General features: G+C 63.7%; 13 protein-coding genes and 1 pseudogene. 12 read left to right on the forward strand and 2 right to left on the reverse strand.

Annotated elements, in window-relative coordinates:
* The first annotated feature begins 61 nt into the window (after positions 1-61).
* A complete protein-coding gene (mscK, locus tag PQT43_RS15140; protein ID WP_272754224.1) occupies positions 62-3,415 on the forward strand; it encodes a mechanosensitive channel MscK in 3,354 nt (1,117 codons plus the stop codon).
* 49 nt (positions 3,416-3,464) lie between these two features.
* The gene (gene selO, locus PQT43_RS15145; RefSeq protein ID WP_272754226.1) at positions 3,465-4,928 is read left to right on the forward strand and encodes a protein adenylyltransferase SelO; all 1,464 of its coding nucleotides are present in this window, start codon (positions 3,465-3,467) and stop codon (positions 4,926-4,928) included.
* A 1-nt stretch (position 4,929) separates the two neighbouring features.
* On the opposite strand, the pseudogene PQT43_RS15150 reads toward selO, so the two are convergent.
* A pseudogene (locus PQT43_RS15150) lies at positions 4,930-5,007 on the reverse strand (transcriptional regulator); the annotation flags it as partial.
* 87 nt (positions 5,008-5,094) lie between these two features.
* Between PQT43_RS15150 and PQT43_RS15155 the strand changes: the two are divergent.
* From PQT43_RS15155 to trxC, 4 genes are all read left to right on the forward strand, one after another.
* Positions 5,095-5,535: an IgaA/UmoB family intracellular growth attenuator gene (locus PQT43_RS15155; protein ID WP_272754227.1), complete on the forward strand. Its 441-nt coding sequence runs from the start codon at positions 5,095-5,097 to the stop codon at positions 5,533-5,535.
* A gap of 76 nt (positions 5,536-5,611) precedes the next feature.
* Positions 5,612-6,556 (forward strand): hypothetical protein, encoded by a 945-nt coding sequence (locus PQT43_RS15160; RefSeq protein WP_265074088.1) that lies wholly within the window; start codon positions 5,612-5,614, stop codon positions 6,554-6,556.
* A 26-nt stretch (positions 6,557-6,582) separates the two neighbouring features.
* Entirely contained in the window at positions 6,583-7,533 is a 951-nt protein-coding gene (locus PQT43_RS15165; RefSeq protein WP_102882062.1) for a hypothetical protein, read from the forward strand.
* A 78-nt stretch (positions 7,534-7,611) separates the two neighbouring features.
* The gene (trxC, locus tag PQT43_RS15170; RefSeq protein ID WP_102882063.1) at positions 7,612-8,046 is read left to right on the forward strand and encodes a thioredoxin TrxC; all 435 of its coding nucleotides are present in this window, start codon (positions 7,612-7,614) and stop codon (positions 8,044-8,046) included.
* A 47-nt stretch (positions 8,047-8,093) separates the two neighbouring features.
* Here trxC and PQT43_RS15175 read toward each other — a convergent pair whose 3' ends face one another.
* A complete protein-coding gene (locus PQT43_RS15175) occupies positions 8,094-8,864 on the reverse strand; it encodes a ParA family protein (RefSeq protein ID WP_102882064.1) in 771 nt (256 codons plus the stop codon).
* Positions 8,865-9,209: 345 nt separating this feature from the next.
* Between PQT43_RS15175 and PQT43_RS15180 the strand changes: the two genes are divergently transcribed.
* The 6 genes from PQT43_RS15180 to PQT43_RS15205 are packed head-to-tail and all read left to right on the forward strand — an operon-like array spanning position 9,210 to position 13,443.
* Positions 9,210-9,929, forward strand: coding sequence for a beta-ketoacyl synthase chain length factor (locus tag PQT43_RS15180; RefSeq protein ID WP_102882065.1), 720 nt, complete (start codon positions 9,210-9,212; stop codon positions 9,927-9,929).
* The gene (locus tag PQT43_RS15185) at positions 9,905-10,726 is read left to right on the forward strand and encodes a lysophospholipid acyltransferase family protein (RefSeq protein WP_102862828.1); all 822 of its coding nucleotides are present in this window, start codon (positions 9,905-9,907) and stop codon (positions 10,724-10,726) included. The genes PQT43_RS15180 and PQT43_RS15185 overlap by 25 nt, the downstream gene beginning before the upstream one ends.
* Entirely contained in the window at positions 10,695-10,967 is a 273-nt protein-coding gene (locus tag PQT43_RS15190) for a phosphopantetheine-binding protein (protein ID WP_011058851.1), read from the forward strand. Before PQT43_RS15185 ends, PQT43_RS15190 begins: the two co-directional genes overlap by 32 nt.
* A 9-nt stretch (positions 10,968-10,976) precedes the next feature.
* Positions 10,977-11,231 (forward strand): acyl carrier protein, encoded by a 255-nt coding sequence (locus tag PQT43_RS15195; protein WP_016962653.1) that lies wholly within the window; start codon positions 10,977-10,979, stop codon positions 11,229-11,231.
* A complete protein-coding gene (locus PQT43_RS15200) occupies positions 11,228-11,773 on the forward strand; it encodes a hypothetical protein (RefSeq protein ID WP_110651002.1) in 546 nt (181 codons plus the stop codon). Before PQT43_RS15195 ends, PQT43_RS15200 begins: the two co-directional genes overlap by 4 nt.
* A complete protein-coding gene (locus PQT43_RS15205) occupies positions 11,770-13,443 on the forward strand; it encodes an ApeI family dehydratase (RefSeq protein WP_267269266.1) in 1,674 nt (557 codons plus the stop codon). The genes PQT43_RS15200 and PQT43_RS15205 overlap by 4 nt, the downstream gene beginning before the upstream one ends.
* The last annotated feature ends 17 nt before the right edge of the window (positions 13,444-13,460 follow it).

Below are 13,460 nucleotides of genomic sequence, written 5' to 3' on the forward strand. Positions count from 1 at the left end.
GGAGCGCGTCAGACCTGATCGCGACGCGTCCCCCCCATTCCTATTTGCTTGACCGACTTCTATGCCTAACTTGCGTAAATTTTTCGCTGCTGCCCTGCTGGGTCTGAGTCTTTCTGTCGGCGCCGCACAGGGCGGCGATCCGCCCAGTGCCGAGTCGGTCCAGCAAAGCCTGGACAAGATCGCCGAACGCAAATTGCCGGAAGCCGATCAGAAGGCCCTGCAGACCCTGCTGCAAAACACCCTGAATCACCTGAACAACAAGCAGGACTACGAGCGGCGCCTCAACGACCTGCGCCAGCAATTGAGCAACGCGCCGCGCCAGACCACGGAAAACCAGCGCGAGCTGACACGCCTGAAGGCCAGTAAAGTCGCACCGGTGGCCCAGCGCTATGGCTCGCTGGCGGTGTCGCAACTGGAGCAACTGCTGAGCGAACGCACCACCTTGCAAGGCGAGCTGCAAAAGGCCCTGGCCGACGCCAACACCCTGACCATCACCGCCCAGACCCGTCCCGAACGGGCCCAGGCGGAAATCAGCAACAGCCAGACCCGCATCCTGCAGATCAACGCCGCACTCAAGTCCGGCAAGGACGGCGGCAAGCTGCTCGGTGCCGATCAACGCAATCTGCTAAATGCCGAACTGGCGGCGATCAACGCCCTGATTCCCCTGCGCCGCCAGGAACTGGCGGGCAACAGCCAGTTGCAGGACCTGGGCAGCAGCCAGCATGACCTGCTGATGGAAAAGACCGCGCGCCTGGAGCAGGAAATCCAGGACCTGCAAACCCTGATCAACCAGAAGCGCCTGGCCCAGTCCCAGGAAACCGTGACCCAGCAGTCCATCGAGGCGCAGAAGGCCGGCAGCAGCAGCCTGCTGACCACCGAAAGCGCCACCAACCTCAAGCTCTCCGACTACCTGCTCAAGAGCACCGACCGCCTCAACGAACTGACCCAGCAGAACCTGCAGACTCGACAGCAACTGGACAGCGTGACCCAAAGCGACGCGGCCCTGGACGAGCAGATCAACGTGCTCAAGGGCAGCCTGCTGCTGTCGAAGATTCTCTACAAGCAGAAACAGGCCTTGCCACGCCTGAAGCTGGATCGCGACCTGGCGGACGAAATCGCCGATATCCGCCTTTATCAATTCGAGGTCAACCAGCAGCGCGAATTGCTGGGTAGCCCCAGCACCTACGTCGACAACCTGCTCAAGAGCCAGCCGCCGGAGCAGGTCACGCCGCAACTGCGCCGGACCCTGATCGAGCTGGCCATGACCCGCGTCGATCTGCTGGAGCGCCTGAACCGCGAGCTCAGCGCCCTGCTCAATGAATCCATCACCCTGCAACTGAACCAGAAACAACTGTTGAGCACGTCCCAGAGCCTGCGGGCGACCCTCGACGAGCAGATGTTCTGGATTCCCAGCAACAAGCCTCTGGACGCCGAGTGGCTACAGGACGTCCCTCAGCGCCTGGAGAAACAGATCACCACCCTGCCCTGGGCCTCCAGCCTCAGTGAGCTGACCGACGGTCTGGCGCAGCGGCCGCTGCTGTTCCTGCCCCTGGCGCTGCTGATCGGCGCCCTGCTGTGGCGGCGCAAGAACCTCTATGCGCGCCTGAACAAGGTGCACAAGGATATCGGTCACTTCAAACGCGACAGCCAGTGGCACACGCCCCTGGCGATCCTGGTGAACATTCTTCTGGCGATGCCGGTCACCCTGGCCCTGGCGCTGTGCGGCTATGCCCTGCAGATCGATGCCCGGGGGCAGAACGCCAACCTCGGTGCGGCGCTGCTGCAGATCGCCCAGGCCTGGCTGGTGTTCTACACCGCCTATCGGATACTCGCCCCCGGCGGCGTGGCCGAACTGCATTTCCGCTGGGAAAAACCCCAGGTGGAATTCCTCCAGGGCTGGGTCCGGCGCCTGGGGCTGGTGGTCCTGGCGCTGGTGGCCGTGGTGGCGGTGGCCGAGCACCAGCCCGCGGCCCTGGCCGATGACGTGCTCGGCATCGCCGTGGTGCTGACCTGCTACGGGCTGATGGCCTGGCTGCTGAGCCGCCTGTTGCTGAGCAGCCCGGCCCACGAGAATGCCTCGCTGTTCCGCAAGGCGTTGGGCCTGCTATTCACCCTGCTGCCAATCGCCTTGTTCATCGCCGTGTGCTTCGGCTACTACTACACCGCGCTGAAGCTCAGCGACCGCCTGATCAACACCCTGTACCTGCTGATGTTCTGGCTGGTGATCGAGGCTACCTTCGTCCGCGGACTCGGCGTTGCAGCACGGCGCCTGGCCTACCAGCGGGCCCTGAGCAAACGCCAGGCGGCCAAGGAAGCCGGGGAAAGCGGCGACGCGGTGGTCGAAGAGCCGACCATGGACATCGAGAAGGTCAACGAACAGTCCCTGCGCCTGATCCGCCTGGCCCTGCTGGGCGGCTTCATCGCCGCGCTGTACTGGGTCTGGTCGGACCTGATCACCGTGTTCTCCTACCTGGACAACATCACCCTCTACGAATACACCAGCGGCACCGGCGCCAACATGAGCATGGTGCCCATCAGCATCGGCGACGTGATCGGTGCGCTGATCATTGTCGGCATCACCTTAGCCCTGGCGCGCAACCTGCCAGGCCTCTTGGAAGTGCTGGTGCTGTCCAAGCTGAATCTGGCCCAGGGCAGCGCCTACGCCACCACCACCCTGCTGTCCTACGCCATTGCCGGAATAGGTTTCGTCTCGACCCTGGCCACCCTCGGCGTCAGTTGGGACAAGCTGCAGTGGCTGGTGGCGGCCTTGTCGGTGGGTTTGGGTTTCGGCATGCAGGCGATCTTCGCCAACTTCATCTCCGGCATCATCATCCTGTTCGAGCGGCCGGTGCGCATCGGCGACACCATCACCATCGGCAACCTGTCGGGCACGGTGAGCAAGATCCGCATCCGCGCCACCACCATCACCGACTTCGACCGCAAGGACATCATCGTCCCCAACCAGACCTTCATCACCGGGCAACTGATCAACTGGTCGCTGACCGACACCGTGACCCGGGTGACCCTCAAGCTCGGCGTCGACTACGGCTCGGACCTGGACCTGGTCAAGGAGCTGCTGCTCAAGGCCGCCCGGGACAACCCGCGGGTACTCAAGGAACCGGAGCCTCAGGTGTACTTCCTCAACTTCGGCGAAAGCACCCTGGACCACGAACTGCGCATGCACGTGCGCGAGCTGGGGGACCGCAACCCGGTGGTGGACGAGGTCAACCGCTTCATCAACCGCGAGTTCAAGAAGCAACACATCAACATCTCGTTCCGGCAGATGGAGGTCTACCTGAAAAACCTCCACGGCCAGGAATACAAGATGGTGCCCATCGAGCCGGAGGCCAAGACCATCGTCCCGATGCCCGGGGGCAAGCCGCTGCAGGAACCGCCGCCGAGCAAACTCGACTAAGGCCCCTATCCCTAGCAGAATGCTCGGACATTCTGCTGGGAGATGGCCGTTGAAAGCCCTCGACGAACTGACCTTCGACAACCGCTTCGCCCGCCTGGGCGACGCCTTCTCGACCCACGTACTGCCCGAACCCCTCGACAACCCCAGGCTGGTGGCCGCCAGCCCGGCGGCCATGGCGCTGCTGGACCTGGACCCGGCCGTGGCCGAAAGCCCGGTGTTCGCCGAACTGTTCGGCGGGCACAAGCTGTGGGCCGAGGCCGAGCCCCGGGCAATGGCCTATTCCGGGCATCAGTTCGGTTCCTACAACCCGCAACTGGGGGACGGTCGCGGGCTGTTGCTGGGCGAGGTCTACAACCAGGCGGGAGAACACTGGGACCTGCACCTGAAGGGCGCCGGGCAGACGCCGTATTCGCGCATGGGCGACGGTCGTGCCGTATTGCGCTCGTCGATCCGTGAATTCCTCGCCTCCGAGGCCCTGCATGCCCTGGGCATCCCCAGCAGCCGCGCCCTGTGCGTGATCGGCTCGGACACCCCGGTATGGCGCGAGAAACAGGAACGCGGGGCGATGGTCCTGCGCCTGGCGCAGAGCCATATCCGCTTCGGGCATTTCGAATATTTCTACTACACGAAGAAACCCGAGCTGCATAAACAGCTGGGGGAGCATGTGCTGGCCCTGCATTTTCCCGAGTGCCTGGAGCAGCCTGAACCCTATCTGGCGATGTTCCGCGAGATCGTCGAACGCAACGCCGAACTGATCGCCAAATGGCAGGCCTACGGTTTCTGCCATGGGGTGATGAACACCGACAACATGTCGATCCTGGGCATCACCTTCGACTTCGGCCCGTTCGCCTTTCTCGATGATTTCGACGCCCACTTCATCTGCAACCACTCCGATGACCAGGGCCGCTACTCCTTCAGCAACCAGGTGCCCATCGGCCAGTGGAACCTCAGCGCCCTGGCCCAGGCCCTGACGCCATTCATCAGCGTCGAGGCGCTGCGTGAAGCCCTGGGCCTGTTCCTGCCGTTGTACCAGGCCCATTACCTGGACCTGATGCGTCGGCGCCTGGGCTTCACCCAGGCCGAGGACGACGACCAGAAGCTGGTGGAACGCCTGCTGCAACTGATGCAGAACAGCGGCGTCGACTACAGCCTGTTCTTCCGCCGCCTGGGGGAGCAAGCGCCGGACCAGGCACTGGCCCGGCTGCGGGACGATTTCGTCGACCGCAACGGCTTCGATGCCTGGGCCGAGCAATATCGGCAACGGGTCGCCCGCGATCCGCTCCAGGGTCAGGACCTGCGCCGGGAGCGCATGCACGCGGTCAACCCGCTGTACCTCCTGCGCAACTATCTGGCGCAGAAGGCCATCGACGCCGCCAAGTCAGGCGATTACTCAGAAGTGCGTCGCCTGCATCAGGTGCTGAGCCGGCCTTTTGAGGAGCAAGAGGGCATGCAAGGCTATGCCGAACGTCCGCCAGAGTGGGGCAAGCACCTGGAAATCAGCTGCTCGTCCTGACTCAGGCGAAGGTCTCCATCGACACCTTGAAGCGCTCGGCCAGCCAGCGGATCTGCCGCAGGTTGAGCTGGCGCTTGCCGCCCGGCACTGGCAATTACGCATGGACCCGTCGACAGCGGATACGGATAATGCGCAACCCTGATTTTCAGTACCTGCAAGGATGCGCATGAACCTGTTCCTCACCCTGGTCGCCGGAGTCTTCACCGTCATTGGCCTGGTGTCGGCGATCATCTACCTGAGCCGCCGCGCCAAGTACCGCATGAACCTGCAGGACCTGCGCCTGCACGGCAAACCGCACCGCACCATCACCCAGGTCGAACTGAACGAACTGGCCAAACAGACCGCCAGCCTGCAGCGAATCCAGGGCCGCGGCGGCATGTCTTACCAGCCGGTCAGCGACAACGTCTACCTGATTGGCGGCGGCGCCGGGAGCGACAGCATCGAGCTGCAGTCCCAGACGCTGAAGCACATGTCGATCGGCGGCATCCCCGTGGAATTCCCCTACCCGATGGAAAATTTCCTGACCACCACGAACCAGGCCGAAGTGGTGATCGCCAAGAAGTTCGCCGTGGTCATCGCCCTCAACGGGCATCGCCTGGCCCAGTGACACACTGAAGGCCTGGCTGCCACTTTCACCGCTCGCCCATGCCACTACCCCCGTCGATGCCCTGCAAGAGTCCACCATGAAAACTCGCTACCTGCTGCTGTTACCCCTGCTGCTCTGGCTGACCGGGTGCAAGGAAGACTTCGCCACCCTGCACTTCCAGGATTCGGTGCGTTCCGATCCCAAGGCCGGCCCGCAATTCTCCGACCAGTTGGTGCACGAGGCGTACAAGCAGAGTATTTACACGGCGCTCAGCGCCCAGGGCCTGGACCCGGATGCCATCGCCCTGGAGCGCGACAAGGAGGATGACAAAGTGATCCACCTGCGCCTGGTGGACTACTCCCTAAGCCCGGAACAACGGGGCCGCCTCAAGGCCGTCTTCGAGCAGGTTACCGACGCGCGCAAGGCCAGTTCGATGAACCTGCACCTGGAACTGGACAACGCTCGGGCCAGCGTCAATCCGTCCGGCCCCAGCGGCCTGCCAGACAGCATCGACGCCACCCTCAAGTTCGACCCGGCGTTCGAGATGCTGCTGGACCGCAGCTACGACGACAGCCTGCGTGCCATCGTCAACCGCAGCGAAATCGAAGGCCCGGTCAGTTGCAAGATCACCGCGCACCTGACAATGCCCACGCGCTTGAAATTGATCGGCTACGAAGCCCTTGAACAGGACAACAGCGAGCGCGGCCTGATCTCCTTGCTGACCCGCAGCGGCAGCATTGCCAAGGTACCGCTCAAGGTGCACTTCGATGACCCGGACCTGAACCGGCACATGCAGCAGAAAACCATCCAGGCCTGGCCTTCCAGCTCGAAAAGCACTCAGCCCGCGCCGGTGCCCCTTGACGAATTCGCCATCGTCATCGGCTCCATCGGTGTCCAGACCCTGACCTCAGCCCTGCCCTTCGACACCCGAAAGGACGAGCTGCAAGCGCTGTGCGAGCAAAAGATGCAGACCCTGGGCCGGCCATTCACCTTTCAAATGGGCCGGACCCTGGATCGCTTGACCCGCGTCGATTACCGCTAAGCGCCATGGCGCAACAAGGACCTCCATTGAACCGACGCCTCTACACCGCAGCCCTGCTGCTGATGCTGCTGACCGGCTGCAAGCAGACCTACCTCACCCTGCACTTCCAGGACACCGTGGGTAACCCCAAGCAGGCCCAGATCGTGCCGTACTTCGCCGAGACCATCACTCAGATGGCCGCCGGGATCGGCATCGAGCCTGACCACATCGGCCTGGAGATGGACCGCAAGGACGACAAGACCCTGCATATCAGCCTGGACAGCAGCGTGCCCGAAACCCAGCGCCAACGCCTGCGGGAGCTGTTCAGCGAGATTGTCGAGGCGCGCGCAGCCGGCACCTTCGAAGCCGTTCTGGAGATCGCCCCGGAAACCGGGAAATACACCAACCCCGAGTACCGCAAAAGAGCCATGGCCTTGCCGCGGCGCTTCTCGCTGGCGCTGGAGCCGGTGAAATACGCCGATGTGCTGTTTCATTACTCGATGGAGGAATTGATCAGCGGCAAGCTGTCGGCCACCGGCACGCCCAACGAGGCGTTTTGCCAATACCAGGCCACTCTCCAGGCACCGGGCATGCCGTTCAGCCAGATGGGCAGCAAGGCCGGGAGCGGACCAGGGGATTACAACGTGTATCTGGAGTGGAAAGACAACAAGCGCGAACCGGCGCAGTTCTTGTTCGGCAACATCAGGTTCGCCAACCCCACGCTCAACCAGATGCTGTTCGACAACCGCATCCAACTGTCCGCGATCAAGACCTCCTGGGGCACGCGCGAGGATCGCCGCGCCGACCGCGTCGGCTTCAGTGTCGGTTCCCTGGGCTTGCAGTACCACGAGGATGGAGAGATTTCTCCGTTGCAACACATAGGCTTCATGGGCAAGTGCGAGGGCATGGCCATGGACCTGGGCCGGCCCTTTACCTTTTACATCGGCCGCTCCATGGACCGTCTGGTCAGCGTCGAACTGGCCCCGCCCAGCACGTGAAGCCATGGCGGCGCCGACTTGATATTCACCCCGGGCGCCGCCATTTAAGGCGCTCTACCCTGTTTGCGGAGCCCAACCATGTCCGAGCCACTGCTGATCCCCTGCCCTCACTGCAACGGCCTCAACCGCATTCCCGCCGAGCGCCTGGGCGATCAGCCCAAGTGCGGGCGCTGCAAGGCCGAGGTGTTGCTGAGCAAACCCTTTGACTTGCAACAGGGCGACTACGCCAGCCAGATCAAGGGCGACCTGCCGTTACTGGTGGATGTGTGGGCTGACTGGTGCGGACCGTGCAAATCCTTTGCGCCGATCTTCCAGCAGGCCGCCGCGCAGCTCAGTGGCAAGTGCCGGCTGGCCAAGCTGGACAGTGAAGCCAACCCGCAGCTCTCGGGGCAATTGGGCATTCGCTCGATTCCCAGCCTGATCCTGTTCAAGAACGGCCGGGAAGTGGCCCGCCAGAGCGGCGCCCTGCCCTTGCCGCAACTCTTGGGCTGGTTGCGCAGCCAGGGCATCTGAACACGCCCTGACAGGAGACTTGCACTCCTGCCACCGCGGCGCTGAGTTCAGGCGTTTTCCAGCAGGTTGTGCAGATCGACGAATTGCTGGGTCAGCTTGTGTCGCGGATCGAGATAGATCAGCGGCAGGCTGGCCTGGTGGGATTCACGCATGCGCACCGAGCTGGCCAGGTACACCGGCAGCACCGGCAACCCCTCGCTGATCAGTTCGTCGAGCATCTGTTGCGGCAGGCTGGCCCGAGCCTGGAACTGATTGACCACGATCCCCTCGACTTGCAGGTCCTCGTTGTGGTCTTCCTTCAACTCTTCGATCTCCGCCAGCAGGCCGTACAGCGCCTGACGGGAGAAGCTGTCGCAGTCGAAAGGAATCAATACCCGATCAGCGGCGATCAACGCCGAAACCGCATAGAAATTCAGGGCCGGCGGGGTGTCGAGATAGATCCGGTCATAGTCCTCGGCCAATTCGTCCAGCAATTTACGCAGCTTGTTGATCTTGTGCTTGGCCTCAAGCTTGGGCTGCAGATCCGCCAACTCGGCGGTGGCGGTCACCACATGCAGGTTGTCGAACGGCGTCTCGTAGATATCCACCTGGTTCTTTTTCGAGAAGGGCCCGGAAGACAGGGTCTGCTTGAAGAAATCGGCAATGCCCATGGGAATGTCATCGCCGGTCAGGCCGGTGAGGTACTGGGTCGAGTTGGCCTGGGCATCCAGATCCACCAGCAAGGTGCGATACCCCTCGCTGGCGCTGACCGCCGCCAGATTGCAGGCAATACTGGACTTGCCCACGCCACCTTTCTGATTGAACACCACTCGCCGCATGTCTAAACCTCCGTGTATCAAAGATCACCGAGTGTAGTAGTCCTCCGCGCCCGTTAGCTACCTCGGCAACACAAGAGTTTCCCAACCTCCGCCACCCCTGGAACAGGCGATGCAAAGCCTCGGCGGCGAGGGATCGGGGCGTAAAGGAAACTCGATAGTGGCAAATAGACACCCATGATCGCGGCAGATTCGACGCTTTTGCGACCAACAGCCCAAGCAGCATTTGCTACAAGCCAGTCGCACCGGGATAATGCGCGCCACTGACGCCTTCGCGTCATCCAGGTCAATCGCCAATCGAAGCGATACACCGCGTCAAGGAAGCCCGCAGGGGCGGGATGAAATCAAGTGATCAAGTTCAACATCGCTCAATGGCGTGCATGGGCCCCTGGGCTCGAAAGCGTGGACGCCTGGCAGGCCTGGAGCCGTCAGCCGAGCCTGCCTGAGAGCAGCGATGCCGCTCCCGATGTGTCTTTTCTGCCTGCCATGCAGCGCCGCCGTCTCAGTCGCCTGGCGCGCATGGCTTTCAGCGTTGGCTGGCCCCTGGCCGAAGGCCTCGAGCAATTGCCGCTGGTGTTCATTTCCCGGCACGGCGAAACCCCGCGAACCTTCGAGATCCTCAGCGACCTGGCCGCCGAGCAGCCGCTGTCGCCCACCCAGTTCAGCCTCTCGGTGCACAACGCGGTGATCGGCCTGTGGTCGATCATGCGCGGCGAAACCAGTGAAATGACCGCCCTGGCCGCCGCCGGCGACGGCCTGGAACACGGCCTGCTGGAAGCCGCCACCCTGCTGGCGGACGGCGCTCCCCATGTACTGCTGGTGATCACCGAGGAACAGCCGCCCGAGGCCTACGCCAGCTGGATCGACGACGTGCCATTTCCCTATGCCCTGGGTCTGTTGCTGACCCCAGGCGACGACTGGCAACTGTCCCTGGACAGCCACGACGGTCAAATCCCCAAGACCCAGTGGCCCCATGCCCTGAACCTGCTGCGAACCCTGCTTGGCTCGCAGACCTTTTGCCAACATGCCTGGATGAATCGTGTATGGACCTGGCAACGCAACCACTGAGCGCCAAGGGCCGCAATGCCTACTACTGGCGCCTGCTGGCCACCGGTCTGAGCTTTGCACTGTTCGGAATAGGTGGTTTGTGCCTGCGCCTGGTGATTTTCCCGCTCCTGGCCTGCCTGCCCGGCGACGCCGCGAGCCATAGCCGGCGCGCACGCCGGACCGTCAGTCGGCTGTTCTGGCTGTTCATCCGTTTCATGGCCAAGAGCGGCGTGCTCACCTACGAAGTCCAGGGCGCCCACCTGCTCGGCCGTCCGGGGCAGATGATCATCGCCAATCACCCGTCGCTGATCGACGTGGTGTTCCTGATCGGTCTGGTGCGCGATGCCAACTGCGTGGTGAAGCAAAGCCTCTGGGACAACCCCTTCACCCGCAGCCCGGTGCGCGCCACCCAGTACATCAGCAACGACGGCAGCATGGACATGCTCGACAGCGCCTCCGGGGCGTTGCAAGCAGGCCAGACCCTGATCGTCTTTCCCGAAGGCACCCGTACCCAGCCGGGCGCCGCTCCCGCCTTTCATCGGGGGGCCGCGGCGATTGCCCTGCGGGGTGCGAAAATCATTACCCCGGTGGTGATCAAGGTCAGCCCCACCACCCTGACCAAGGCCGAGCCCTGGTATCGCATTCCGCAACGCCGTGTGCACTTCAGTTTTCACGTCGGTGCCGATATAGACCCACAGACCTTTGCCGCCCAAGGCCCCGCGCCTCAGGCGTCGCGCAAGCTCAATGAGCACTTGCACCACTATTTCATCAAGGAGCTCGCCAGAGATGAGCGATACACACCCGGATCTGATGCTTGAAATCAAACTGCTGATCATCGACGCCCTGGGCCTCGAAGACATCAGTGCCCAGGACATCGGCAACGATCAGACCCTGTTCGGCGAAGGCCTCGGCCTGGACTCGGTGGACGCCCTGGAACTGGGGCTGGCGATCCAGAAAAAGTACGGTATCAAGATCGATGCCGACGCCAAGGACACCCGCAACCACTTCAGTAACGTGGCGAGCCTTGCGGCGTTCGTCACTGCAAAACAGGCAGCTTGAGAACCGACCATGCAAACCCGTGACGACATCTTCAACACCCTGCGCGATGCCCTGGTCGAACTCTTCGAGCTTGAGCCTGACAGCATCAGCCTGGATTCCAACCTGTACCAGGACCTGGAAATCGACAGCATCGACGCCGTCGACCTGATCGACCACATCAAGCGTCAGACCGGCAAGAAAATCGCCGCCGAGGAATTCAAGTCGGTGCGTACCGTCAATGACGTGGTCGAGGCGGTCTACCGTCTGGTCCAGCCGGCCGCATGAGCCGGCTGATCGGCCTGGGCTTGTTGCTGGCCGGCCTGCTTTACCCCTTTGCGGTGTATTTCGGTATGGAGCACTTCGCTCCGTGGCAATTCGGCCTGCTGCTGGGCGGCCTGTGGCTGGCCCGGGCGCTGACCGGGGAACGTCGTCCCGGCAGCCTGTGGATGGCAGCCGCGGCGCTCGTCTTCTGCCTGCTGCTGGCGTGGTTCGACCACCCGGCGCTGCTGCGCTGGTACCCGGTGCTGATCAGCAGCTTCATGCTCGGCCTGTTCAGCCTGAGCCTGAAGTACGGCCCGCCGGTGGCGGAGCGCCTGGCGCGCCTTGGCGAGCCGGACCTGCCGGAAAAAGCCATACGTTATACCCGCCAGGTGACCATCGCCTGGAGTGTGTTTTTCCTTTGTAACGGAGTAATCGCCGCGGCCCTGACCCTCTGGGCGCCGCTGAGCTGGTGGACGTTGTACAACGGCCTGATCGCCTACGGGCTGATGGGTTTGCTGTTTGCCATTGAGTGGCTTTTACGACAACGGGTACGAGGCCGTAGATGAACTGGATTGCCCTTGAGCGGCTATTGCTCAGGACCCAAGCACCGCGGGTGGTCAGCGCCCACCCCGATATCGACCTGGAAGGCTTGCAGACCCGGGCCCTGGGCCTGGCCGCGGCCTTGCAAGCGCGCGGCGTGCGACGCCTGGCGCTGCATCTGGAAGATGCCGTCGACCTGGCCGTGGCCCTGCTGGGTGCCTGGCGCGCCGGGGTCAGTGTGTTGCTGCCCGCCGACCTGCAGGCCCAGACCCGCCAGCGCTGGGCGGCGGACGTCGACCTGTGGCTGACCGACCAGGACCCGCCCTTGCAGCCACTGCAGGCTGCGCCGCTGGAACCGGCGGAGCTGGACCTGGACGCCTGCCAACTGAGCCTGTGCACCTCAGGCTCCAGCGGCGAACCCAAGCGCATCGAGAAAAACCTGCGCCAGCTGGCCAACGAGGTCCAGGCCCTGGAGCACCTGTGGGGCGCCGACCTGGGCCCGGCCTGGATCATCGGCAGCGTCGCCACCCAGCACATCTATGGCCTGCTGTTCCGCGTGCTCTGGCCGCTGTGCGCCGGGCGTCCCTTCGTGCGCCGTCAATTGCCGTTCCCCGAAGACCTGCAACGGGCCAGCCGCGAATGCCCGGCATTCGCCTGGGTGGCCAGCCCGGCGCTGCTCAAGCGCATGGGCGACAACCTCGACTGGCCGGCCCTGAGCCCGGTGCGCCGGGTGTTCTCCTCCGGCGGCGCCTTGCCTGCCGAGGCCGCCAGCGGGCTGCAACAGCGCCTGCAGCAATGGCCGACGGAGATCCTCGGCAGTTCGGAAACCGGTGGTATCGCCTGGCGCCAGGGGCCAGAGCTGTGGCAGCCCTTTGCCGAGGTGCACCTGAGCCAGGACAGCGACGGCGCACTGCTGATCGCCTCGCCCTACCTGCCGCCCGGGCATGTCGAACACACGGCCGATGCCGCGCGCATCGCCGCCGACGGCCGTTTCGAGCTGCTGGGCCGCCTGGACCGCATCGTCAAGCTGGAAGAAAAACGCATCTCCCTGCCGATGCTCGAACAGGCCCTGGAGCAGCACGACTGGGTCGCGGAAGCGCGCCTGGGGGTGATCGAAGACAACCGCGCCTACCTTGGCGCCCTGCTGGTACTCAGTGAGTCCGGCCTGCATGCCCTGCGCAACCAGGGCCGACGCCACCTGACCCAGGCCCTGCGCCAGCACCTGGCCGGGCATTGCGAAGCCCTGGCCCTGCCCCGGCGCTGGCGCCTGCTGCGGCAAATGCCCCTGAACAACCAGGGCAAGCTGCCCCAGACCGAGGTCCAGGCCCTGCTGTTGGCGCCGCGTCCGCAAACGCCGGAGGTACTGGAGCAGGTGCAGCACGCAGAAGAGTGGCAACTGCAACTGGCAATTCCGCCAGACCTGGCCTATTTCAGCGGGCACTTCCCCCAGACTCCGGTGCTACCGGGGGTGGTGCAAGTGGACTGGGCCCTGGCCCTGGGTCAGCAATTGCTTGATCTGCCAGGCCGCTTCGCCGGCATGGAAGTGCTGAAGTTCCAGCAACTGGTGCGCCCCGGCGACCGCATCCAGCTCAACCTGCGCTTCGACGCACAGCGCCAGAAACTGTATTTCGCCTTCCTGAATGACGGCGCCCCCTGCTCCAGCGGGCGGATCATCCTGGAGGCCAGCTGTGGATAACGCCTCCCACTTCGCGG

Source organism: Pseudomonas sp. BLCC-B112, assembly GCF_028550695.1.
Taxonomy (GTDB): domain Bacteria; phylum Pseudomonadota; class Gammaproteobacteria; order Pseudomonadales; family Pseudomonadaceae; genus Aquipseudomonas; species Aquipseudomonas danubii.

Excerpts from the sequence above, each read along its gene's own strand:
- PQT43_RS15160 (WP_265074088.1), top strand. The coding sequence starts at position 5,612 with ATGAAAACTCGCTACCTGCTGCTGTTACCCCTGCTGCTCTGGCTGACC.
- PQT43_RS15190 (WP_011058851.1), top strand. The coding sequence starts at position 10,695 with ATGAGCGATACACACCCGGATCTGATGCTTGAAATCAAACTGCTGATC.
- PQT43_RS15175 (WP_102882064.1), bottom strand. The coding sequence starts at position 8,864 with ATGCGGCGAGTGGTGTTCAATCAGAAAGGTGGCGTGGGCAAGTCCAGT.
- PQT43_RS15195 (WP_016962653.1), top strand. The coding sequence starts at position 10,977 with ATGCAAACCCGTGACGACATCTTCAACACCCTGCGCGATGCCCTGGTC.
- PQT43_RS15155 (WP_272754227.1), top strand. The coding sequence starts at position 5,095 with ATGAACCTGTTCCTCACCCTGGTCGCCGGAGTCTTCACCGTCATTGGC.
- PQT43_RS15200 (WP_110651002.1), top strand. The coding sequence starts at position 11,228 with ATGAGCCGGCTGATCGGCCTGGGCTTGTTGCTGGCCGGCCTGCTTTAC.
- PQT43_RS15185 (WP_102862828.1), top strand. The coding sequence starts at position 9,905 with ATGGACCTGGCAACGCAACCACTGAGCGCCAAGGGCCGCAATGCCTAC.
- PQT43_RS15205 (WP_267269266.1), top strand. The coding sequence starts at position 11,770 with ATGAACTGGATTGCCCTTGAGCGGCTATTGCTCAGGACCCAAGCACCG.
- mscK (WP_272754224.1), top strand. The coding sequence starts at position 62 with ATGCCTAACTTGCGTAAATTTTTCGCTGCTGCCCTGCTGGGTCTGAGT.
- trxC (WP_102882063.1), top strand. The coding sequence starts at position 7,612 with ATGTCCGAGCCACTGCTGATCCCCTGCCCTCACTGCAACGGCCTCAAC.